Raw genomic sequence first — 17391 nt, 5'->3', positions numbered from 1 at the left:
GATCATCCCCGCCCGATCACCGGGGCCAGCCCGGTCGAGCGGCCCACCGCCTCCGGAAAGCCGCATTCGGCCAGCCAGTTCGCCAGCATCCGGTGTCCGCCCTCGGTGAGCACCGACTCCGGGTGGAACTGCACGCCCTCGACCAGCAGGTCGCGGTGGCGCAGGCCCATGATCACACCGCTGTCCGTCCGCGCGGTCACCACCAGCTCCGCGGGCACCGTCGCCGGGTCCACGGCCAGCGAGTGGTACCGGGTGGCGGTCATCGGCGACGGCAGGCCGGCGAACACCCCTCCGTCCTCGTGCTCCACCGGCGAGGTCTTGCCGTGCAGCAGCTCGGGCGCCCGGTCGACCACCGCGCCGTACGCCACCGCGATCGACTGCAGTCCGAGGCAGACCCCGAACACCGGAAGCCCGATCTCCGCACAGCGGTGGACCATCTCCACGCAGACCCCGGCCTCCTCCGGCGTGCCGGGCCCGGGGGAGAGCAGCACCCCGTCGAACCCCTCCTCGCCCGCCCGGCGGACCGCGTGCTCCACGCTCACCTCGTCGTTGCGGACCACCTCGCACACCGCGCCGAGCTGGTACAGGTACTGGACGAGGTTGAAGACGAAGCTGTCGTAGTTGTCGACCACGAGGATCCGGGGCGCCGGGCCGGCGGGGGTCATCGCGCTACTCCTTGCGTGCGAACTCGTTGCGTGCAGGATCGGACAGGGGCGGGGCGGCCCGGACTCAGCCGGCACCGCCCTCGTCCACCGTGACGTCGCTGAACGGCAGCAGCGGTTCGGCCCACGGGAAGACGTACTGGAACAGCAGGTAGACCACCGCGACGACCAGCAGGGCTGCGATGAGCGCCCGGACCAGGGCGTTGCCGGGCAGGTGCCGCCAGATCCAGCCGTACATGGTGCTCCTTCGAGGTTCAGGTCGGACCAAGCGTAGACCTCGTACCACACGGGCACCGCTACTATCCGGCCTCCGACGGCGTGCCCCGGCGTGGCGGCACCCGGGCGGGCCGGTCAGAGGGCCGTCGCCACGCGCAGGTCCACCGAGCCGTCGTACCCCGGCACGGTCATCTCCGGGTTCTCCTGCACCTTCCACCCGAGCCCGTACGCGGCGACGTACTGCAGGTAGTTGCGGATGGTCGGGTCCGCGTCCACGGCCGCCTTCAGGCCGTCGGTCTTCCCCACCGCCCGGATCACGTAGGGCGGGGAGTAGACCCGGCCCTGCAGCAGCAGGGTGTTGCCCACGCAGCGGACGGCGCTGGTGGAGATCAGCCGCTGGTCCATCACCTGGATGCCCTCGGCGCCGCCGCGCCAGAGGGCGTTGACCACGGCCTGGATGTCCTGCTGGTGGATGACCAGGTCGTTGACCCCGGGCTCGGGGATGCCCGGGATGCGGGCGGTGGCGTTCGGCGGGGCGTCGTTGAGGGTGACCACCAGGCCGGGGCCGCGCAGCGGCTCCAGCCCGGCCTGCTGCTGCAGGGTGCCGAGCTGGGCCAGGTCGGCCGGACTCTGCGCCTGCTGCCCGGCCAGCTCGTCGGCCCGGTCCTGGAGGTCGCCGACCTCGCCCTGGAGCTGCTGGTTCTGGTTGGAGCGCTCGCGTATGACGTCGCTCAGCTTCAGCAGGGAGTTGTCGGTCCGCAGATCGGTGCCCTTGGCGGTCTGCGCGCTGATGTAGAAGAGCAGTCCGGCGAGGGCGAAAACCGCGCACGTCAGGACACGTCCGACAATTCGCATCCCGCCGGCGCGGGAGGAGCCGGGCTGTGGGGGATTCATGGAATTCGGCACCGTACCCTTATCTCCTCAAGACCCGGCGAGCCACTACGCTAACGGACGCCGGTGGCATGTGCGGGGCACCCGGTCCGTGCGGACCGTTCCCCACACCTTGCCACCAGTTCCCCGCATACTGCCCCGCTGCACCCTGCGCGGTCACAGCGCATCGACAGGAGAACATCTCGTGCCGAAGTCTCGACTCCGCAAGAAGTCCGACTACACCCCGCCGACCACGGCGACGGTGAAGATCAGTTCCGGGCGCAGCTGGGTCGCACCGCTGATGCTCGCGCTGTTCCTGATCGGTCTGGTCTGGATCGTCACCTACTACGTGACCAGCGGCCAGTGGCCGGTGCAGAGCTGGGGCAACTGGAACATCCTGGCCGGCTTCGGCTTCATCGCGGCGGGTTTCGGCGTCTCCACGCAGTGGAAGTAGGCCGCACCGCGGATCCCCGGGTCCACCACGCCGCCCCGGCCCGGCCGGGGCGGTGTTCCGTCGCCCGTTCGAACGTGCCGAACGTTTATCCACACGGTTATCCACACTGGGGAAAAGTGACCCCGGCCTGTGGATAACCCGATTCGGCCGACCGTTCGCGCTTTCCCGCTCGAATGTCCTTCCATGCAGGAAGACGCGCGTAGAACGGCCGTCCGGAACCGGCCTTCCACACCGACTGTGCACAGCCGCGAGCGCACTGTGGACAACTTCAGACCGACAGCCGCGCGGTCTGGAGCACCAGCACCAGGACGGTGACCCCCAGGACACCCGCCACCGTCAACCCCTGCACGATCGAGCGATGCGCTCGTGGGGCGTACATCAGGCCCGCCGCCGTGACGACTCCGGCCACCAGCCCGCCGACGTGCGCCCGCCAGTCGATCGCCGGCACCGCGAAGGTGATCACCAGGTTGAAGACCAGCAGGGCCACCACCGGCCCGAGCGGCACCCGGTTCTGCCGGAACAGCACCACGGTGGCGCCCAGCAGCCCGAAGATCGCCCCGGAGGCGCCCAGGCTGTAGAGGCTCTCCCCCGACACCAGGTACGCCAGCGCGTTCCCGGCCAGCCCGGACACCAGGTACAGCGCGAGGAAGCGCACCCGACCCAGCGCCCGCTCCAGCGGCGGGCCGAGCACCCAGAGCGAGATCATGTTCATCACGATGTGGGCGATCCCGCCGTGCACGAACATGGCCGTGACCATCCGGTACCACTCGCCGGGCCCGGCGGCCAGGCCAAGCTCCAGCCCGGGGACGGGCACCAGGCTGACCAGCCCGAGCCGGACCTTCAGCGCCGGGTCGACGAACTCGGTGAACACGAAGACCAGCAGGTTGAGGGCGATCAGGGTCCGGGTGACCAGGGCGCCGTCGGTGGTCAGCGCGCCCCCGAACCGGGTGGTCGGCTTCCGGGCGGCCCGCGCGGTGCCCTCGACGCACTCCGGGCACTGGAAGCCCACCGAGGCGCTCACCATGCAGTTCGGGCAGATCGGCCGCCCGCAGCGGACGCAGGCGACGCCGGTCTCCCGGTCGGGGTGCCGGTAGCAGGGGGGCAGTGCGGCCCCGCCCTCCGCCCGCGGCACCGCGGGCTCGTCCGGATGCATGCCGCCGCCTCCCTCACAGGCCGGTCCCGGCGGCGCAGTGCACCGCCGGGACCGTCCAGGCTACTTCGGGGCGGGTCAGCCGCGGGCGATCTCCACGGACTCGATCACCACGTCCTCGATCGGGCGGTCGCCCGGGCGGGTCGGGAGCTTGGAGATCGCCGCGACCACGGCCTGGCTGGCCGGGTCCACGACCTCGCCGAAGATGGTGTGCTTGTTGGTCAGCCAGGTGGTCGGCGCGACCGTGATGAAGAACTGCGAGCCGTTGGTGCCCGGGCCGGCGTTGGCCATGGCCAGCAGGAACGGGCGGGTGAAGGCGAGGTCCGGGTGGAACTCGTCGGCGAAGCGGTAGCCCGGGCCGCCGCGGCCGGTGCCCAGCGGGTCACCGCCCTGGATCATGAAGTCGCCGATGACCCGGTGGAAGACCGTGCCGTCGTACAGCGGGGCCTTCGAGGTCACACCGGTCTCGGGGTGGGTCCACTCGCGGGTGCCCTCGGCCAGCTCCACGAAGTTCGCCACCGTCTTGGGGGCGTGGTTCGGGAAGAGCTTGATCACGATGTCGCCGTGATTGGTCTTCAGGGTCGCGGTCAGATCCTGGGCCACGATGCCGTCCTATCTCCCTACGTCATTACCGCCGGGAATCATCCCACGGCCCCCGCGAACGGCTCAGCCCGGCATGCTGGAGGGCATAACCGGATGCATGATCTCGAATCAGGTGGAAATGTGCATACCGGACGCCTTACGCCACCGAGTGAGGAGAGACCCGTGACCCGCATGGACTCAGCGCGTGAGACAACCGGACGGACGAAGGAGGCCCTCGCGCCGTACGTCGCCAACGCCAGGGACACCGCGCTGCACTACGCGGACGAGGCGAAGCTGGTCATCGGCCCGTACGCGGCCCAGGCCGGTGCACAGGCCAGGAGCGGCGCCTCCCACGCCGCGCAGACCGCGCGCCAGCAGTTCGCCGTCCGGGTCGCCCCGCACCTGGAGCAGGCCTTCGCCGGCCTGCCGCCGAGCACCCAGCAAGCCACCCTGAAGGCCGTCCACCGGGCCCAGGAGGCCGCGCTGGCGGCCAAGATCTCCGCCACCAGGGCCGCCAGCCAGACCCGGAGCACGGTGATCCCCAAGGTCACCGATGCCGTGGACCAGGCCCGCGCGACCGTCACCCCGCTGGCCACCGAGGCCCAGACCCGGGGCGCCGCGGCGCTCACCGCCCTGCACGGCCACGTCACGGCCGCCGAGATCAGCGAGCTGGCCGCCAAGAACGCCAGGAAGGAGCACCGCAACCACTGGGCCACCGGCCTCGCGGTCGCGGGTACCCTCGCCATCGGCACCGGGGTGCTGGCCTGGCAGTGGTGGCGCAAGCAGAGCAACCCCGAGTGGCTGGTCGAGCCGCCGTCCGGCCCGGCGGCCGACGGCACCTCCACCGGGGCCACCGGCTCGCGCACGGCCGCCGACGCCCCGATGAACGGCTCGGTCCCCGGCGAGCAGCCGGCCGCCGAGCAGCCGCCCTCCGCGGACTCCGAGGAACCGCACCCCAAGCCCGGCCCGCCGCCCGGCCACCGGCCCCAGGACGACCAGCCCCAGGACGACCGGCCCAAGCCGCACGACCCGCGCAAGCCGCACTGACGGGCCCGGGGAACTCCCCGGCGGAAACAGATCGGCCGCTGACCTCCGAAGAGGTCAGCGGCCGAATGGCTGTGGAGCTTAGGAGATTCGAACTCCTGACATCTGCCATGCAAAGACAGCGCTCTACCAACTGAGCTAAAGCCCCGAGTGCCGTGCACCGAGCACTAGCGTACCCGGTCCGACGGGAAACCTTGAGCGGGAATCCGGCGCCCCCGCGGGCAGCGGAGAGCGGCCCCGGCCGTCGGGCCAGGGCCGTCCGGAGACGTCAGTGGCCTCAGCGACCGGCCGGGACCGGGTCGGTGGCCTCGGTCCACAGGTCCTGCTCGGCGCGGTCGGCCTGGACCTGACGGTAGACAAAGAAGCCGCCGAGGGCGACCAGGGCGACCAGGAGGAGCTTCTTCACCGCGGGACCTCGTCCTTCTTGCGTGCAGTGGTGACCCGTCAGCACGCCGCCCCGGGCGGGAGGCGCTCACGTCGGGCCTTGGGATGTACGAGCGCGAAACGGCGGTCAGGCTACGGACCGCCCTGCGGCCGATGATACACACCGGTAATCCGTTCCAGAGCGGCCACCACCATGTCCAACCGGCCGATCCGAACGCAGGATTGACGCCGCACCTCCTGCCGCGCGCCGACTCGCGCCGACTCGCGCGGTCACCCGTCGGACGGGAGCCGCACCACCGCGGTCCCCCGGGCCAGATCGACCCGGGTGCGCGGCGGCGCGCCCTCGCCCTCCTCGTCGCGCAGCATCGAGGTCGAACGGCGCTGGTCGAGTTCGTGCTGCTTGCCGGCCGCGAACTGGGCGTGCAGCTGCTCGAACCCGGTCGCCGAGACCTGACCCTCGCGGCCGGTGCCGCGCCACGGGACGCACCGGGCCCGGCGGGCGCGCAGGGCGAGCTGGTCGACGAACGCCACCACCACCAGCGCGCAGACCAGACCCGGGATGCTCATCGCCCAGAACAGCGCCACACCGGCCTCCTCCGGGGCTCCCCCGGCCCCACCGCGCAAGGGGCGGGACTCCCCCGCACGGCCCGGCGTACGGCTCGCGCCGCGGCCCGGGTCGGCTACCGCCGGCGGTGGGCCCGCAGCCGGGCCAGGTCGCGCCGGACGAGCAGCAGCTCCCGCCGGATCGCCCGGAGGTCGTCGCCGTGGCGGCCGGCCCGCTCGTCCACGGTGCCGAGCGTGCGTCCGTGCGCGTCGAGGCGCCGGTCGACGGCGGCGAGCCGTTCCTCCAGCCGGCCGCGGAGCCCGCCGTCGCCACCGGAGGCCGGCCGGGGGCCCAGGCCGGGCTCGGAACGCCCGGCGAACGGGCCGGGGGCGGGCTCGGCGGGACGGACGACTCCGGCGGCCGGGTCGGCGCTGACCGTCCGGTGCTCGCTCCAGCGCAGCGCGTCCCAGCGCTTCCAGCGGCGGGCGCGGAACTCGGCGGCCGGCCCGCGGGGCGCGACGGCGGGCGGGAGGCCCCCGACGAGCGGGCCGTCACCGAGCGGCCCGTCCCCGAGCGGAAAGGCCTCCAGCAGGTCGTCCCGGACCCGGCGCGCCACCTCGCTGCCCCGCAGCAGCATCCCGACGGTCAGCACGGCCCGGCGCGGGAAGAGGGTGAGCACCGAGGGGGTCATCCCGCTGGCGGTGAGTTCGGCGCGGTGGCGACGGGCCAGCACCGCGACCTCCTCCACCCCGACCTCGTAGTAGTCGGCGACCATCCGGGCGGTCATGTGGAGGCCGTCGGGGAGCAGGACGGGCGGCTTGACCCGGTCGAGGGCCTCGGTGCACCCGCCGAGGCGGCGGCGGAAGGTCGGGGATTCCAGGATCACGGCGTCCAGGGACATGGAGGGTCCTCCGGGTGGGAGCGGGATGGCGTGGACCCGCCCTGTCACCCCGGGCGTGCGGGACTGGACTTCCGCCAGCAGGAACAGAGGCCGCGTTCGTGTCCACAGATCCCATGACCGGTACTGACGCCCGGCTATCCCCAGCTTCACGGCGGTTTCGAGTCGGCTCATCCCAAGTCGCCTCTGCGCATCCCGTACAACGACGGTTCGGCTGTCCGGGTTACGCGGGTCCGCGGATCCCGGCCGCCACCCGGCCCGCACCCGTGTGACGGTCGACACCATGGGTGCCGGGAGCGGGGCCCCGCGAGGGGATCGACGGCCCCTGACCACCCATCGACGCGGACCGTCTCCGCAACTGGCATGCAGAAGGGCCCGGATGACGAATCATCCGGGCCCTTCCGGCAGGTGGGGCTAACAGGACTTGAACCTGTGGCCTCTTCCTTATCAGGGAAGCGCTCTAACCGTCTGAGCTATAGCCCCTTGCCGCACTGAAAGATTAGCGGACCGATGGCCGATCTCCCAAATCCGCGCCGGCGGCCCCCGCCGCGCGGCGCAGCTCAGGGGCCGGGAGGGTCTCTCCGAGCCACTGTCCGCGGGTGGCCGGCATGCCGCTGGCGCCGTCCGGGCCGGGGTGCACGGCGAGGATCTGGTTGATCCCGATCCGGTTCTCCTCGAAGGCGAGGGCGGAGGCGGCCATGTACAGCCGCCAGACCCGGGCCCGGCCGCGGCCGACCAGCCGGACCGCCTCGGGCCAGTGGGCCTCCAGGTTGGCGACCCACTCGCGCAGGGTCAGCCCGTAGTGCTCGCGCAGCGACTCCACGTCCCGCACCTCGAAGCCGGCCTGCTCCAGCACCGAGACGGTGGTGCCCACCGGCGAGAGCTCGCCGTCGGGGAAGACGTACCGGTCGATGAAGGGGCTGGGCGCGTACCGCTCGCCGGGCCGGTCGGGGCGGCGGGCGATCTGGTGGTTGAGCAGCCGGCCGCCGGAGGCGAGCAGGCGGTGGAGGCCCGAGGCGTAGGTCAGGTACTGGGCGGAGCCGACGTGCTCGGCCATGCCGACGCTGGAGATCGCGTCGAAGGGGTCGTCCGGGATCTCCCGGTAGTCCTGCAGGCGGATCTCGATCCGCCCCGCCAGGCCGGCTTTCTCGACCCGCTGCCGGGCCAGCGCGACCTGCTCGCCGGAGATGGACACCCCGACCGCGGTGACGCCGTAGTGGCGGGCGGCGTGCAGGACCAGCGACCCCCAGCCGCAGCCCACGTCCAGCAGGCGCAGGCCCGGCCGCAGACCCAGCTTGCGGCAGATCAGGTCGAGCTTGGCCTCCTGGGCGTCCTCCAGGCTCTTGGCCTCCGGCATCCAGTACGCGCAGGAGTAGACCATGCTCGGGCCCAGGACGAGCCCGTAGAAGGCGTTGCCGACGTCGTAGTGGTGGCTGATGGCAGCGCGGTCGCGCAGGAGGCTGTGGAGACGGCCCTTGGCCCGGTGGACCTCCTGGGCCGGGGGAGCCGGCGGGAGGCCCAGCACGCCCGCCCCGAGGGCCGCCCGGAGCAGGTTGCGGCCCTTCTCGCCGAACGCGTCGGCGGGGCCGATGCGCATCCGGCGGATCGCGGGCCGCTCGGCGAAGGCGGCGACGGCCGAGAGCACCTCGTAGAGATCGCTGTCGGGGGCGATCGCCAGGTCGCCGGAGACGTACGCGCGGGCCAGGCCCAGCTCGCCGGGCCGCCAGAGCAGGCGGCGGACCGCGCGGCGGTTGCGCAGGACCACGCCGGGGGCGCCGGGCGGGCCGGCCACCGAGCCGTCCCAGGCCTGGACGCGCAGCGGGAGCGACTCGCCGAGCAGCTCCTCCGCGGCGCCGACCAGTTGCTTCGCGACCTCAGCCATGACGGACCTCCGACAAGCCGTCCCGTCTACCTGCCCGACCGGCAGAGGCTTCCCCACCGGCGGATCCACTAATCCACGGCAGCGGCGCGACGCCCGCCCGGCACGCCCGGCAGGGGGACGGCAACCACCCGAATGCGCCCGGCCGGGGCCCGGGACGGCCCGGCGGCAGGTGTCGGGAACGGCGGAGGGCCCCGCGGACCGGAACGGTCCGCGGGGCCCTCGGGGCCGGTTGACGGAGGGTCAGTCCTCCTCGGCCAGGGTCAGCTCGATGCCGCCGGTGAACCCGGCCGCGGTGTTGTAGATGAACGCGGACAGCGTGGCCAGCGCGGTCATCAGGACCACGTCCACCACCGCGATCAGGGTGGTGAACATCATGACCCGGCCGAAGCCGATGTAGTCCATCAGGTTGGCGCCGCCGCCGTTGTCGGCGCTGGTGACGTCCTTCAGGGTGCCGCCCAGCGAGTCGAAGACGCCCAGCGCGCTCAGCAGCATCCACAGCACCGCGGAGGACACGATGATCACGACGCCCACGGCCAGCGAGAGCAGGAAGCTCACCTTCATGACCGACCACGGGTCGGCCTTGGTGATCCGCAGCCGGGCCTTGCGGACCCGGCCGGTGGCCGCACCGGCCGCGCCGGTGCCCGGGCGGCGGGACTGGTTGCCGGGGCCGACCCGGGTGCCGCGGGCGGGAGTGTTCTGACCCGCGCCGTAGGTGGTCGGCTGCGAGAAGCCGCCCGGGGCGCCCTGCGGCGCCGGAGGGGCCTGCGGCGGCTGCGCGGGCTGGGACGGCTGCCCGCCGAAACCCGCGGCGGCGCCCGGCTGCCCGGCGGCAGCCGAGGGCATCACCGAGGTGGACGCGGCGCCGGGGTGCTCGGCCGGCCGCGGCGGCACCCCGCCGTAGGTCGGGCCTCCCTGCGCGGCACCCGGCAGACCGCCCGGGCCACCTCCCGCAGCACCCGTGGCTCCACTCACCTGGTCCTCCCGCACTTCCCGCCGGGCACCGTCACGGCCCGGTCATCGCTCGGTCCAACGTCCGACCACCGTCCCCGGTGCCGGCCGGCGGCCGGTGCCCGCTCCTGTCAGGAGAGCCGGCACCGGCCTGCGAAGCGCGCGGTCAGGCCTCGGGGCCCGGTTCACCCGCCGTCGTCTCGCCCTCGGTGGCGGTGGCCTCCAGGGCCTCCTCCTCCGAGCTGTCCTCGTCCTCCGCCTCGGCGTTGCGGGCCATGCCCACCACCGCGTCGCGCTTTCCGAGGTTGATCAGTTGGACGCCCATCGTGTCACGTCCGGTTTCACGAACTTCGGAGACCCGGGTCCGGATCACGCCGCCGGACAGCGTGATGGCCATGATCTCGTCGGTCTCCTCGACCACCAGCGCCCCGACCAGGGAGCCGCGGCCCTCGACGATCTTCGCCGCCTTGATGCCGAATCCGCCGCGACCCTGGACACGGTACTCGTCGACCGAGGTGCGCTTGGCGTATCCGCCGTCCGTGGCCGTGAACACGAAGGTGCCCGGCCGGATCCCGTTCATCGACAGCAGCTCGTCGCCCTCGCGGAAGGACATGCCCTTCACACCGGAGGTGGCCCGGCTCATCGGCCGGAGCGCCTCGTCGGTGGCGGTGAAGCGGATCGACTGCGCCTTCTTGGAGATCAGCAGCAGGTCGTCCTCGGCGGAGACCAGCTCGGCGCCGATCAGCTCGTCGTCCCGGCCCTCCTCGTCCTGCCGCAGGTTGATCGCGATCAGGCCGCCGGAGCGGGGCGAGTCGTAGTCCTTCAGCGGGGACTTCTTCACCAGGCCGTTGCGGGTGGCCAGCACGAGGTACGGCTTGTCCTCGTAGGTGCGCACCGCCATCACCTGGGCGATGTGCTCCTCCGGCTGGAAGGCCAGCAGGTTGGCCACGTGCTGGCCGCGGGCGTCCCGGCCGGCGTCGGGCAGCTCGTAGCCCTTGGCGCGGTAGACCCGGCCCTTGTTGGTGAAGAACAGGATCCAGTTGTGGGTGGTCGTCACGAAGAAGTGGTCGACGATGTCGTCCTGCTTCAGCTGCGCGCCGCGGACGCCCTTGCCGCCGCGCTTCTGCGAGCGGTAGAGGTCGGAGCGGGTGCGCTTGACGTAGCCGCCGCGGGTGATGGTGACGACGATGTCCTCCTCGGCGATGAGGTCCTCGATCGAGAGGTCGCCGTCGGAGGGGATGAGGGTGGAGCGCCGCTCGTCGCCGTACTTATCGACGATCTGGGTGAGCTCCTCCGAGATGATCGCGCGCTGGCGGGGCGGCGAGGCGAGGATCTGGTTGTACTCGTTGATCTTCGCCTGGAGCTCGTCGTGCTCGCTGAGGATGCGGGCGCTCTCCAGTGCGGCCAGCCGGCGGAGCTGCATCTCCAGGATCGCGTTCGCCTGGATCTCGTCGATCTCCAGCAGGCCCATCAGGCCGGTGCGGGCGGCGTCGGCGCTCTCCGAGGCACGGATCAGCGCGATGACCGCGTCGATCTGGTCCAGCGCCTTCAGCAGGGCGCGCAGGATGTGCGCCCGCTCCTCGGCCTTGCGCAGGCGGAAGGTCGTCCGGCGGACGATGACCTCGACCTGGTGGGACACCCAGTGCCGGATGAAGGCGTCCAGCGACAGGGTGCGCGGCACGCCGTCGACCAGGGCCAGCATGTTGGCGCCGAAGTTGGTCTGCAGGTCGGTGTGCTTGTACAGGTTGTTCAGCACGACCTTGGCCACCGCGTCGCGCTTGAGCACGATCACCAGGCGCTGGCCGGTGCGGGAGGAGGACTCGTCGCGGACGTCGGCGATGCCGGCGATCTTGCCGTCCTTCACCAGGTCGGCGATCTTCAGCGCCAGGTTGTCCGGGTTGACCTGGTACGGCAGCTCGGTGATCACCAGGCACTGGCGGCCCTGGATCTCCTCCACCTCGACCACCGCGCGCATGGTGATGGAGCCGCGACCGGTGCGGTACGCCTCCTCGATGCCGCGGCGGCCGACGATCAGCGCGCCGGTCGGGAAGTCGGGGCCCTTGATCCGCTCGATCAGGGCCTCCAGCAGCTCCTCGTTGGAGGCGTCCGGGTGCTCCAGCGCCCACAGCGCGCCGGAGGCGACCTCGCGGAGGTTGTGCGGCGGGATGTTGGTGGCCATGCCGACCGCGATGCCGGTGGCACCGTTGATCAGCAGGTTGGGGATGCGGGCCGGGAGGACCGTCGGCTCCTGCTGCCGGCCGTCGTAGTTGGCGGCGAAATCGACGGTGTCCTCGTCGATGTCCCGCATCATCTCCATGGCCAGCGGCATCATCTTGCACTCGGTGTACCGCATGGCCGCGGCCGGGTCGTTGCCCGGGGAACCGAAGTTGCCGTTGCCGTCCACCAGCGGCATCCGCATCGACCACGTCTGGGCGAGGCGCACCAGGGTGTCGTAGATCGAGGTGTCGCCGTGCGGGTGGTAGTTGCCCATCACGTCGCCGACCACGCGGGCGCACTTGTAGTAGCCCTTCTCGGGCCGGTAGCCGCCGTCGTACATCGCGTAGAGCACGCGGCGGTGCACCGGCTTGAGGCCGTCGCGGACCTCCGGCAGCGCACGCGACACGATGACGCTCATCGCGTAGTCGAGGTAGGACCGCTGCATCTCGGTCTCGAGCTCGATCGGCTCGATCCGCAGGGTGCCCTGGGGGGTGGTGTCCTCGGACTGCTCGGCGCCGTCCGGACGGTTGTCGTCGACCACTGCTGGTCAGTTTCCTTTCACGCGTGCCTGGTGGTGTGCGGGCCCTCGGAGGGGTCACACGTCCAGGAAGCGGACGTCCTTGGCGTTGCGCTGGATGAAGGAGCGGCGGGCCTCGACGTCCTCGCCCATGAGGACCGAGAACAGGTCGTCGGCGCGGGCCGCGTCCTCCAGGGTGACCTGCAGCAGCAGGCGGTGCGCCGGGTCCATGGTGGTGATCCGGAGCTCCTCGGCGTTCATCTCGCCGAGACCCTTGAAGCGCTGGATGGCGTCGTCCTTCGGCAGCCGTCGGCCGGCCTCCACGCCGGCCGCGATCACCGCGTCGCGCTCGCGGTCGGAGTAGGCGTACTCGAAGTCGTCCTTGCCCCACTTGATCTTGTACAGCGGGGGCATGGCCAGGTAGACGTACCCGGCCTCGACCAGCGGCCGCATGAAGCGGAACAGCAGGGTCAGCAGAAGGGTGCGGATGTGCTGGCCGTCGACGTCGGCGTCCGCCATCAGGACGATCTTGTGATAGCGGAGCTTCTCGGCGTCGTAGTCCTCCTGGATGCCGCAGCCGAAGGCCGAGATCAGCGCCTGGACCTCGGTGTTCTGCAGGACCTTGTCGATCCGGGCCTTCTCGACGTTGAGGATCTTGCCGCGGATCGGGAGGATCGCCTGGGTGCGCGGGTCGCGGCCCTGCTTGGCCGAGCCGCCGGCCGAGTCACCCTCGACGATGAAGATCTCGCACTCGGCCGGGTCCTTGGACTGGCAGTCCGACAGCTTGCCCGGCAGCGAGGCGGTCTCCAGCAGGCCCTTGCGGCGGGTGAGGTCGCGGGCCTTGCGGGCCGCGACGCGGGCCGAGGCGGCCTGGATGGACTTGCGGACGATGTCCGCGGCCTCGTTGGGGTTGCGGTCGAGCCAGTCGGCCAGGTGCTCGTTCACGACCTTCTGCACGAAGGTCTTGGCCTCGGTGTTGCCGAGCTTGTCCTTGGTCTGGCCCTCGAACTGCGGCTCGCCGAGCTTGATCGAGATGATCGCGGTCAGACCCTCGCGGATGTCCTCGCCGGAGAGGTTGTCGTCCTTCTCGCGCAGCAGCTTCTTGTCCCGGGCGTACCGGTTCATCAGACCGGTCAGCGCGGCGCGGAAGCCCTCCTCGTGGGTACCGCCGCCGTGGGTGTGGATGGTGTTGGCGAAGGAGTACACGCCCTCGGTGTAGGACGCGTTCCACTGCATCGCGATCTCGACCGAGATCCGCTTCTCGCGGTCCTCGGACTCGAAGGCGATCACCGAGGGGTGGACCGGCTCGCCCTTGCGGGAGTTGAGGTGGGCGACGTAGTCGGCGATGCCGCCGTCGTACTTGTAGGTGACCGAGAGGGGCTTGCCGTCCTCGTCCAGGTGCTCCAGGCGCTCGTCGGTCAGCGCGATGGTCAGGCCCTTGTTGAGGAAGGCCATCTCCTGGAAGCGCCGGGACAGCGTCTCGAACGAGTAGACCGTGGTCTCGAAGATGTCGCCGTCGGCCCAGAAGGTGACGGCGGTGCCGGTGCGCTCGGTGGCCTCGTGCTTGGCCAGCGGCGCGGTCGGCGCGCCGGCCTTGTACTCCTGGGTCCAGCGGGCGCCGTCCGTCCAGATCTCCACCGCGAGGCGGGTGGACAGCGCGTTCACCACGGAGACGCCGACGCCGTGCAGACCGCCGGAGACGGCGTAGCCGCCGCCGCCGAACTTGCCGCCGGCGTGCAGGACGGTGAGCACGACCTCGACGGCCGGCTTGTCCTGGCCGGGCATGATGCCCACCGGGATGCCTCGGCCGTTGTCGACCACCCGGACGCCGCCGTCGGCCAGGATCGTCACATCGATGGTGTCGGCGTGCCCCGCCATCGCCTCGTCGACGGAGTTGTCCACGATCTCCTGCACCAGGTGGTGCAGGCCACGCTCACCGGTCGAGCCGATGTACATGCCCGGGCGCTTGCGGACGGCGTCGAGGCCCTCCAGCACCTGGATCGCGCTGGCGTCGTAGGCCTTGTTGCCGGACTGGTCGGTGGGGTCTGGGGTCTGGCTGGGGTTGCCGGAATCGGCCACGAAGCGCCCTCTCTGGCACAGCGCGGGCCGCATCCCCGCCCCGTTCGGGCAGGCGTGCGACCACGGCGTTTCGACTCGGTTGCTGCAAGCAACGGTGTTTGCCTCTAAGTCTACCGGTACGACTGACAGAGAGGGGCGTTTGGCAGCCCCTGAGGGCAGATGTGCCGCCCTGAATCCCCTCCGGACATCTCCCCATACTCGGCCAGGGGGCTCAGAGCCCTCACGACGGCCGCCAGCGATTCCGGACGGACACCCTCCGCCGACCTCCGGTCAGCCCCAGGTGTCACCGGGGCCGCGACTGCCCGGCGCACGCAGCCGGCCGTACCCGCGGACCGGGGCGTCCGGGCCCAGCACCTTGATCACGCGGACCGTGCCGTGGCCCAGCTCGTGGTTGAGGCGGGCGACCAACTGCCGTGCCAGCAGACGGAGTTGTGTGGCCCATGCGGTGGAGTCGCACTGCACGGTGAGCACCGCATCGGCCTCGACGTACTGCTTGGGCACGCAGTGCGCGGCGATGTCCGGGCCGACGATCTGGGGCCAGCGGCCCATCACCCCGCCCACCGCGGCGGGCGCCTCCCAGCCCCGCTCGGTGATCAAACGATTCAGCGCTGCGCCCAGCGGCACCGGATCCCGGCCGTCCGAACGCGCTCCCGAACGGAGACCGTGCCGACGGGCCTCCCGCTTCTCCCGGACCTGCTCGCCCCGCTTGCGCGCCTGCTCCTTCGCCGCCCGCAGCGCCACCCGCGCCAGATCCACGCCCGACGACTCAGAGCCCTCGCTCACGGCGTTCCTTCCCCAGGCTGTGGACAACTTTCGCCGCCCCGGAACGACGCGCGAGCTGTCCAGGGTACGGAACCCGCGCGGCTCACGGGTCCAGGCGGGCCACCGAGCCCTCCGCGACGCCGTAGCGGGCACCGGAAAGCGCCTTGGGCACGTCCTCCGCCACCGCCGCGGTCACCAGCACCTGCTCGCCGGGCGCCACCAGCTCCGCCAGCCGGTCCCGCCGGCGGGCGTCCAGCTCGGCGAACACGTCGTCCAGGATCAGCACCGGCTCGCCGCCGTCCGCCCGCAGCAGCTCGTACGAGGCCAGCCGCAGCGCCAGCGCGTACGACCAGGACTCACCGTGGCTCGCGTACCCCTTGGCCGGCAGCGGGCCGAGCCGGAGCACCAGCTCGTCCCGGTGCGGGCCGACCAGGGTCACCCCGCGGTCGATCTCCTGCTTGCGGACCTCCTGCAGCGCCGCCAGCAGCTGCTCCTCGGCCTGCTCGCGGCTGGTCGGCAGGGCGCCCTCGAAGGAGGACCGGTACTCCAGCACGGTCTCCCCGCCACCCGGCGCCAGCTGCTCGTACGCCTGCGCCACCAGCGGCTGCAGGGCGCCCACCAGCTGCAGCCGGAAGGCCGTCAGCTCGGCGCCGGCGCGGGCCAGGTGGCCGTCCCAGACCTCCAGGGTGGACAGGTCGGCACGCTTGCCGCCGCCCGCCCGGCGGGCCATCGCGGCGGTCTTCAGCAGGGCGTTGCGCTGCTTGAGCACCCGTTCGTAGTCCTGCCGGACACCGGCCAGCCGCGGCGCCCGGGCGGTCAGCAGCTCGTCCAGGAACCTCCGCCGCTCACCGGGGTCGCCCTTGACCAGGGCGAGGTCCTCCGGGGCGAACAGCACCGTCCGCAGCAGGCCCAGCACGTCACGCGGGCGGACGTTGTCCGAGCGGTTGATCCGGGCCCGGTTGGCCTTCCCGGGCGTGATCTCCAGCTCCACCAGGGTGGTCCGGGAGCCCTGGACGATGCTGCTGCGGACCACCGCCCGCTCGGCGCCCAGGCGCACCAGCGGAGCATCGGTGGCGACCCGGTGGCTGCCCAGGGTGGCGACGTAGCCGATGGCCTCGACCAGGTTGGTCTTGCCCTGGCCGTTCGGGCCCACGAACGCCGTCACGCCCGGGTCGAGCGGAACCTCGACCCGGGCGTAGGAGCGGAAATCGGCGAGCGACAGGTGCGCGACGTGCATGGCTGTGGACTGCGCTCGCCTTCTGTGGATAACCCGGTTACTTCGACTCGACCGCGTGGCCGCCGAACTGGTTGCGCAGGGCGGCGATCATCTTCATCTGCGGCGAGTCGTCCTGGCGGGAGGCGAAGCGCGCGAACAGCGAGGCGGTGATCGCCGGCAGCGGGACGGCGTGGTCGATGGCGGCCTCGACCGTCCAGCGGCCCTCGCCGGAGTCGGCGGCCCAGCCGCGCAGCTTGGCCAGGTGCTCGTCCTCGTCCAGGGCGCGGACGGCCAGGTCCAGCAGCCAGGAGCGGATGACCGTGCCCTCCTGCCAGCTGCGGAAGACCTCGCGCACGTCGGTGACCTCGGGCGCCGCCTCCAGCAGCTCCCAGCCCTCGGCGAAGGCCTGCATCATCGCGTACTCGATGCCGTTGTGGACCATCTTGGCGAAGTGGCCGGCGCCGACCTTGCCCGCGTGCACCGCGCCGAACTCGCTCTCCGGCTTCAGGGCGTCGAAGACCGGCTGCACCCGGGCCACGTGCTCGGCGTCGCCGCCGTACATCAGCGCGTAGCCGTTCTCCAGGCCCCAGACGCCGCCGGAGACGCCGCAGTCGACGAAGCCGATGCCCTTGGCGGCCAGGAACTCGGCGTGCTTGACGTCGTCCGTCCAGCGGGAGTTGCCGCCGTCCACCACCACGTCGCCGGGGGAGAGCAGCTCGCCGAGGAGCTCCACGGTCTCCTGGGTCGGACCGCCGGCCGGCACCATCACCCACACCACCCGCGGGCCCTGCAGCTTGCTGACGAGCTCCTCGAGGCTGTCCACGTCGGCGAGTTCCGGGTTGCGGTCGTAGCCGATGACGGTGTGGCCGGCGCGGCGGATGCGCTCGCGCATGTTGCCGCCCATCTTGCCGAGACCGATGAGGCCGAGCTCCATGACTAGTCCTTCACTGTGGTGGCGTGCCTGAA

At 71.8% G+C, this 17391-nt stretch carries 17 protein-coding genes and 2 tRNA genes; 2 read left to right on the top strand and 17 right to left on the bottom strand.

The annotated features are described in order from the left end of the window. Window positions 1–2: 2 nt before the first annotated feature. The 3 genes from ABWK59_RS17930 to ABWK59_RS17920 all read right to left on the bottom strand — a co-directional run bounded on the left by ABWK59_RS17930 (window position 3) and on the right by ABWK59_RS17920 (window position 1772). Window positions 3–665, bottom strand: coding sequence for an aminodeoxychorismate/anthranilate synthase component II (locus ABWK59_RS17930; RefSeq protein ID WP_354641590.1), 663 nt, complete (start codon window positions 663–665; stop codon window positions 3–5). 64 nt (window positions 666–729) lie between these two features. Continuing rightward, entirely contained in the window at window positions 730–900 is a 171-nt protein-coding gene (locus ABWK59_RS17925) for a hypothetical protein (protein ID WP_354641589.1), read from the bottom strand. 113 nt (window positions 901–1013) lie between these two features. Then, window positions 1014–1772: a DUF881 domain-containing protein gene (locus ABWK59_RS17920; protein ID WP_354641588.1), complete on the bottom strand. Its 759-nt coding sequence runs from the start codon at window positions 1770–1772 to the stop codon at window positions 1014–1016. Window positions 1773–1953: 181 nt separating this feature from the next. Here ABWK59_RS17920 and crgA point away from each other — a divergent pair, with 181 nt between their 5' ends. Beyond that, entirely contained in the window at window positions 1954–2202 is a 249-nt protein-coding gene (gene crgA, locus ABWK59_RS17915; protein ID WP_354641587.1) for a cell division protein CrgA, read from the top strand. A gap of 268 nt (window positions 2203–2470) precedes the next feature. Here crgA and ABWK59_RS17910 read toward each other — a convergent pair whose 3' ends face one another. Further along, window positions 2471–3355 carry a rhomboid family intramembrane serine protease gene (locus ABWK59_RS17910; RefSeq protein WP_354641586.1) on the bottom strand — a complete coding sequence of 295 codons (885 nt, stop codon included), beginning with the start codon at window positions 3353–3355 and terminating at the stop codon, window positions 2471–2473. A gap of 75 nt (window positions 3356–3430) precedes the next feature. Next, window positions 3431–3955 (bottom strand): peptidylprolyl isomerase, encoded by a 525-nt coding sequence (locus ABWK59_RS17905; RefSeq protein WP_354641585.1) that lies wholly within the window; start codon window positions 3953–3955, stop codon window positions 3431–3433. A 171-nt stretch (window positions 3956–4126) separates the two neighbouring features. On the opposite strand from ABWK59_RS17905, the gene ABWK59_RS17900 reads away from it, so the two are divergent. Further along, window positions 4127–4981: a DUF5324 family protein gene (locus ABWK59_RS17900; protein ID WP_354644999.1), complete on the top strand. Its 855-nt coding sequence runs from the start codon at window positions 4127–4129 to the stop codon at window positions 4979–4981. 72 nt (window positions 4982–5053) lie between these two features. Here the strand turns inward: ABWK59_RS17900 and ABWK59_RS17895 are convergent. The 12 genes from ABWK59_RS17895 to gnd all read right to left on the bottom strand — a co-directional run bounded on the left by ABWK59_RS17895 (window position 5054) and on the right by gnd (window position 17359). Further along, window positions 5054–5126 (bottom strand) — tRNA-Ala (locus tag ABWK59_RS17895). A gap of 129 nt (window positions 5127–5255) precedes the next feature. Further along, the gene (locus ABWK59_RS17890) at window positions 5256–5384 is read right to left on the bottom strand and encodes a DLW-39 family protein (protein WP_014137031.1); all 129 of its coding nucleotides are present in this window, start codon (window positions 5382–5384) and stop codon (window positions 5256–5258) included. Between the two features lie 248 nt (window positions 5385–5632). Continuing rightward, window positions 5633–5929 (bottom strand): DUF6191 domain-containing protein, encoded by a 297-nt coding sequence (locus ABWK59_RS17885; protein ID WP_354644998.1) that lies wholly within the window; start codon window positions 5927–5929, stop codon window positions 5633–5635. A gap of 113 nt (window positions 5930–6042) precedes the next feature. After that, window positions 6043–6807, bottom strand: coding sequence for a hypothetical protein (locus ABWK59_RS17880; RefSeq protein WP_354641584.1), 765 nt, complete (start codon window positions 6805–6807; stop codon window positions 6043–6045). Between the two features lie 406 nt (window positions 6808–7213). Further along, window positions 7214–7287 (bottom strand) — tRNA-Ile (locus ABWK59_RS17875). Window positions 7288–7303: 16 nt separating this feature from the next. Continuing rightward, window positions 7304–8686, bottom strand: a complete 1383-nt coding sequence (locus ABWK59_RS17870) for a cyclopropane-fatty-acyl-phospholipid synthase family protein (protein WP_354641583.1) — start codon at window positions 8684–8686, stop codon at window positions 7304–7306. Between the two features lie 240 nt (window positions 8687–8926). Further along, window positions 8927–9658 (bottom strand): DUF3566 domain-containing protein, encoded by a 732-nt coding sequence (locus ABWK59_RS17865; RefSeq protein WP_354641582.1) that lies wholly within the window; start codon window positions 9656–9658, stop codon window positions 8927–8929. A 142-nt stretch (window positions 9659–9800) separates the two neighbouring features. Further along, window positions 9801–12329: a DNA gyrase subunit A gene (gene gyrA / locus ABWK59_RS17860; protein ID WP_354644997.1), complete on the bottom strand. Its 2529-nt coding sequence runs from the start codon at window positions 12327–12329 to the stop codon at window positions 9801–9803. 117 nt (window positions 12330–12446) lie between these two features. Continuing rightward, on the bottom strand, window positions 12447–14480 hold the full coding sequence (gene gyrB, locus ABWK59_RS17855) for a DNA topoisomerase (ATP-hydrolyzing) subunit B (protein ID WP_354641581.1): 2034 nt from the start codon (window positions 14478–14480) through the stop codon (window positions 12447–12449). 237 nt (window positions 14481–14717) lie between these two features. Next, window positions 14718–15230, bottom strand: a complete 513-nt coding sequence (locus ABWK59_RS17850; RefSeq protein ID WP_354641580.1) for a DUF721 domain-containing protein — start codon at window positions 15228–15230, stop codon at window positions 14718–14720. An 82-nt stretch (window positions 15231–15312) separates the two neighbouring features. Beyond that, on the bottom strand, window positions 15313–16446 hold the full coding sequence (gene recF, locus ABWK59_RS17845) for a DNA replication/repair protein RecF (protein WP_354641579.1): 1134 nt from the start codon (window positions 16444–16446) through the stop codon (window positions 15313–15315). Window positions 16447–16483: 37 nt separating this feature from the next. Beyond that, the gene (gene gnd / locus ABWK59_RS17840) at window positions 16484–17359 is read right to left on the bottom strand and encodes a phosphogluconate dehydrogenase (NAD(+)-dependent, decarboxylating) (protein WP_354641578.1); all 876 of its coding nucleotides are present in this window, start codon (window positions 17357–17359) and stop codon (window positions 16484–16486) included. Between the last annotated feature and the right edge of the window lie 32 nt (window positions 17360–17391).

The organism is Kitasatospora sp. HUAS MG31, from assembly GCF_040571325.1.
GTDB classification, from domain to species: domain Bacteria; phylum Actinomycetota; class Actinomycetes; order Streptomycetales; family Streptomycetaceae; genus Kitasatospora; species Kitasatospora camelliae.
Note: the sequence above shows the minus strand (reverse complement) of the source record. Positions and strands in the feature narration are given on the sequence as shown.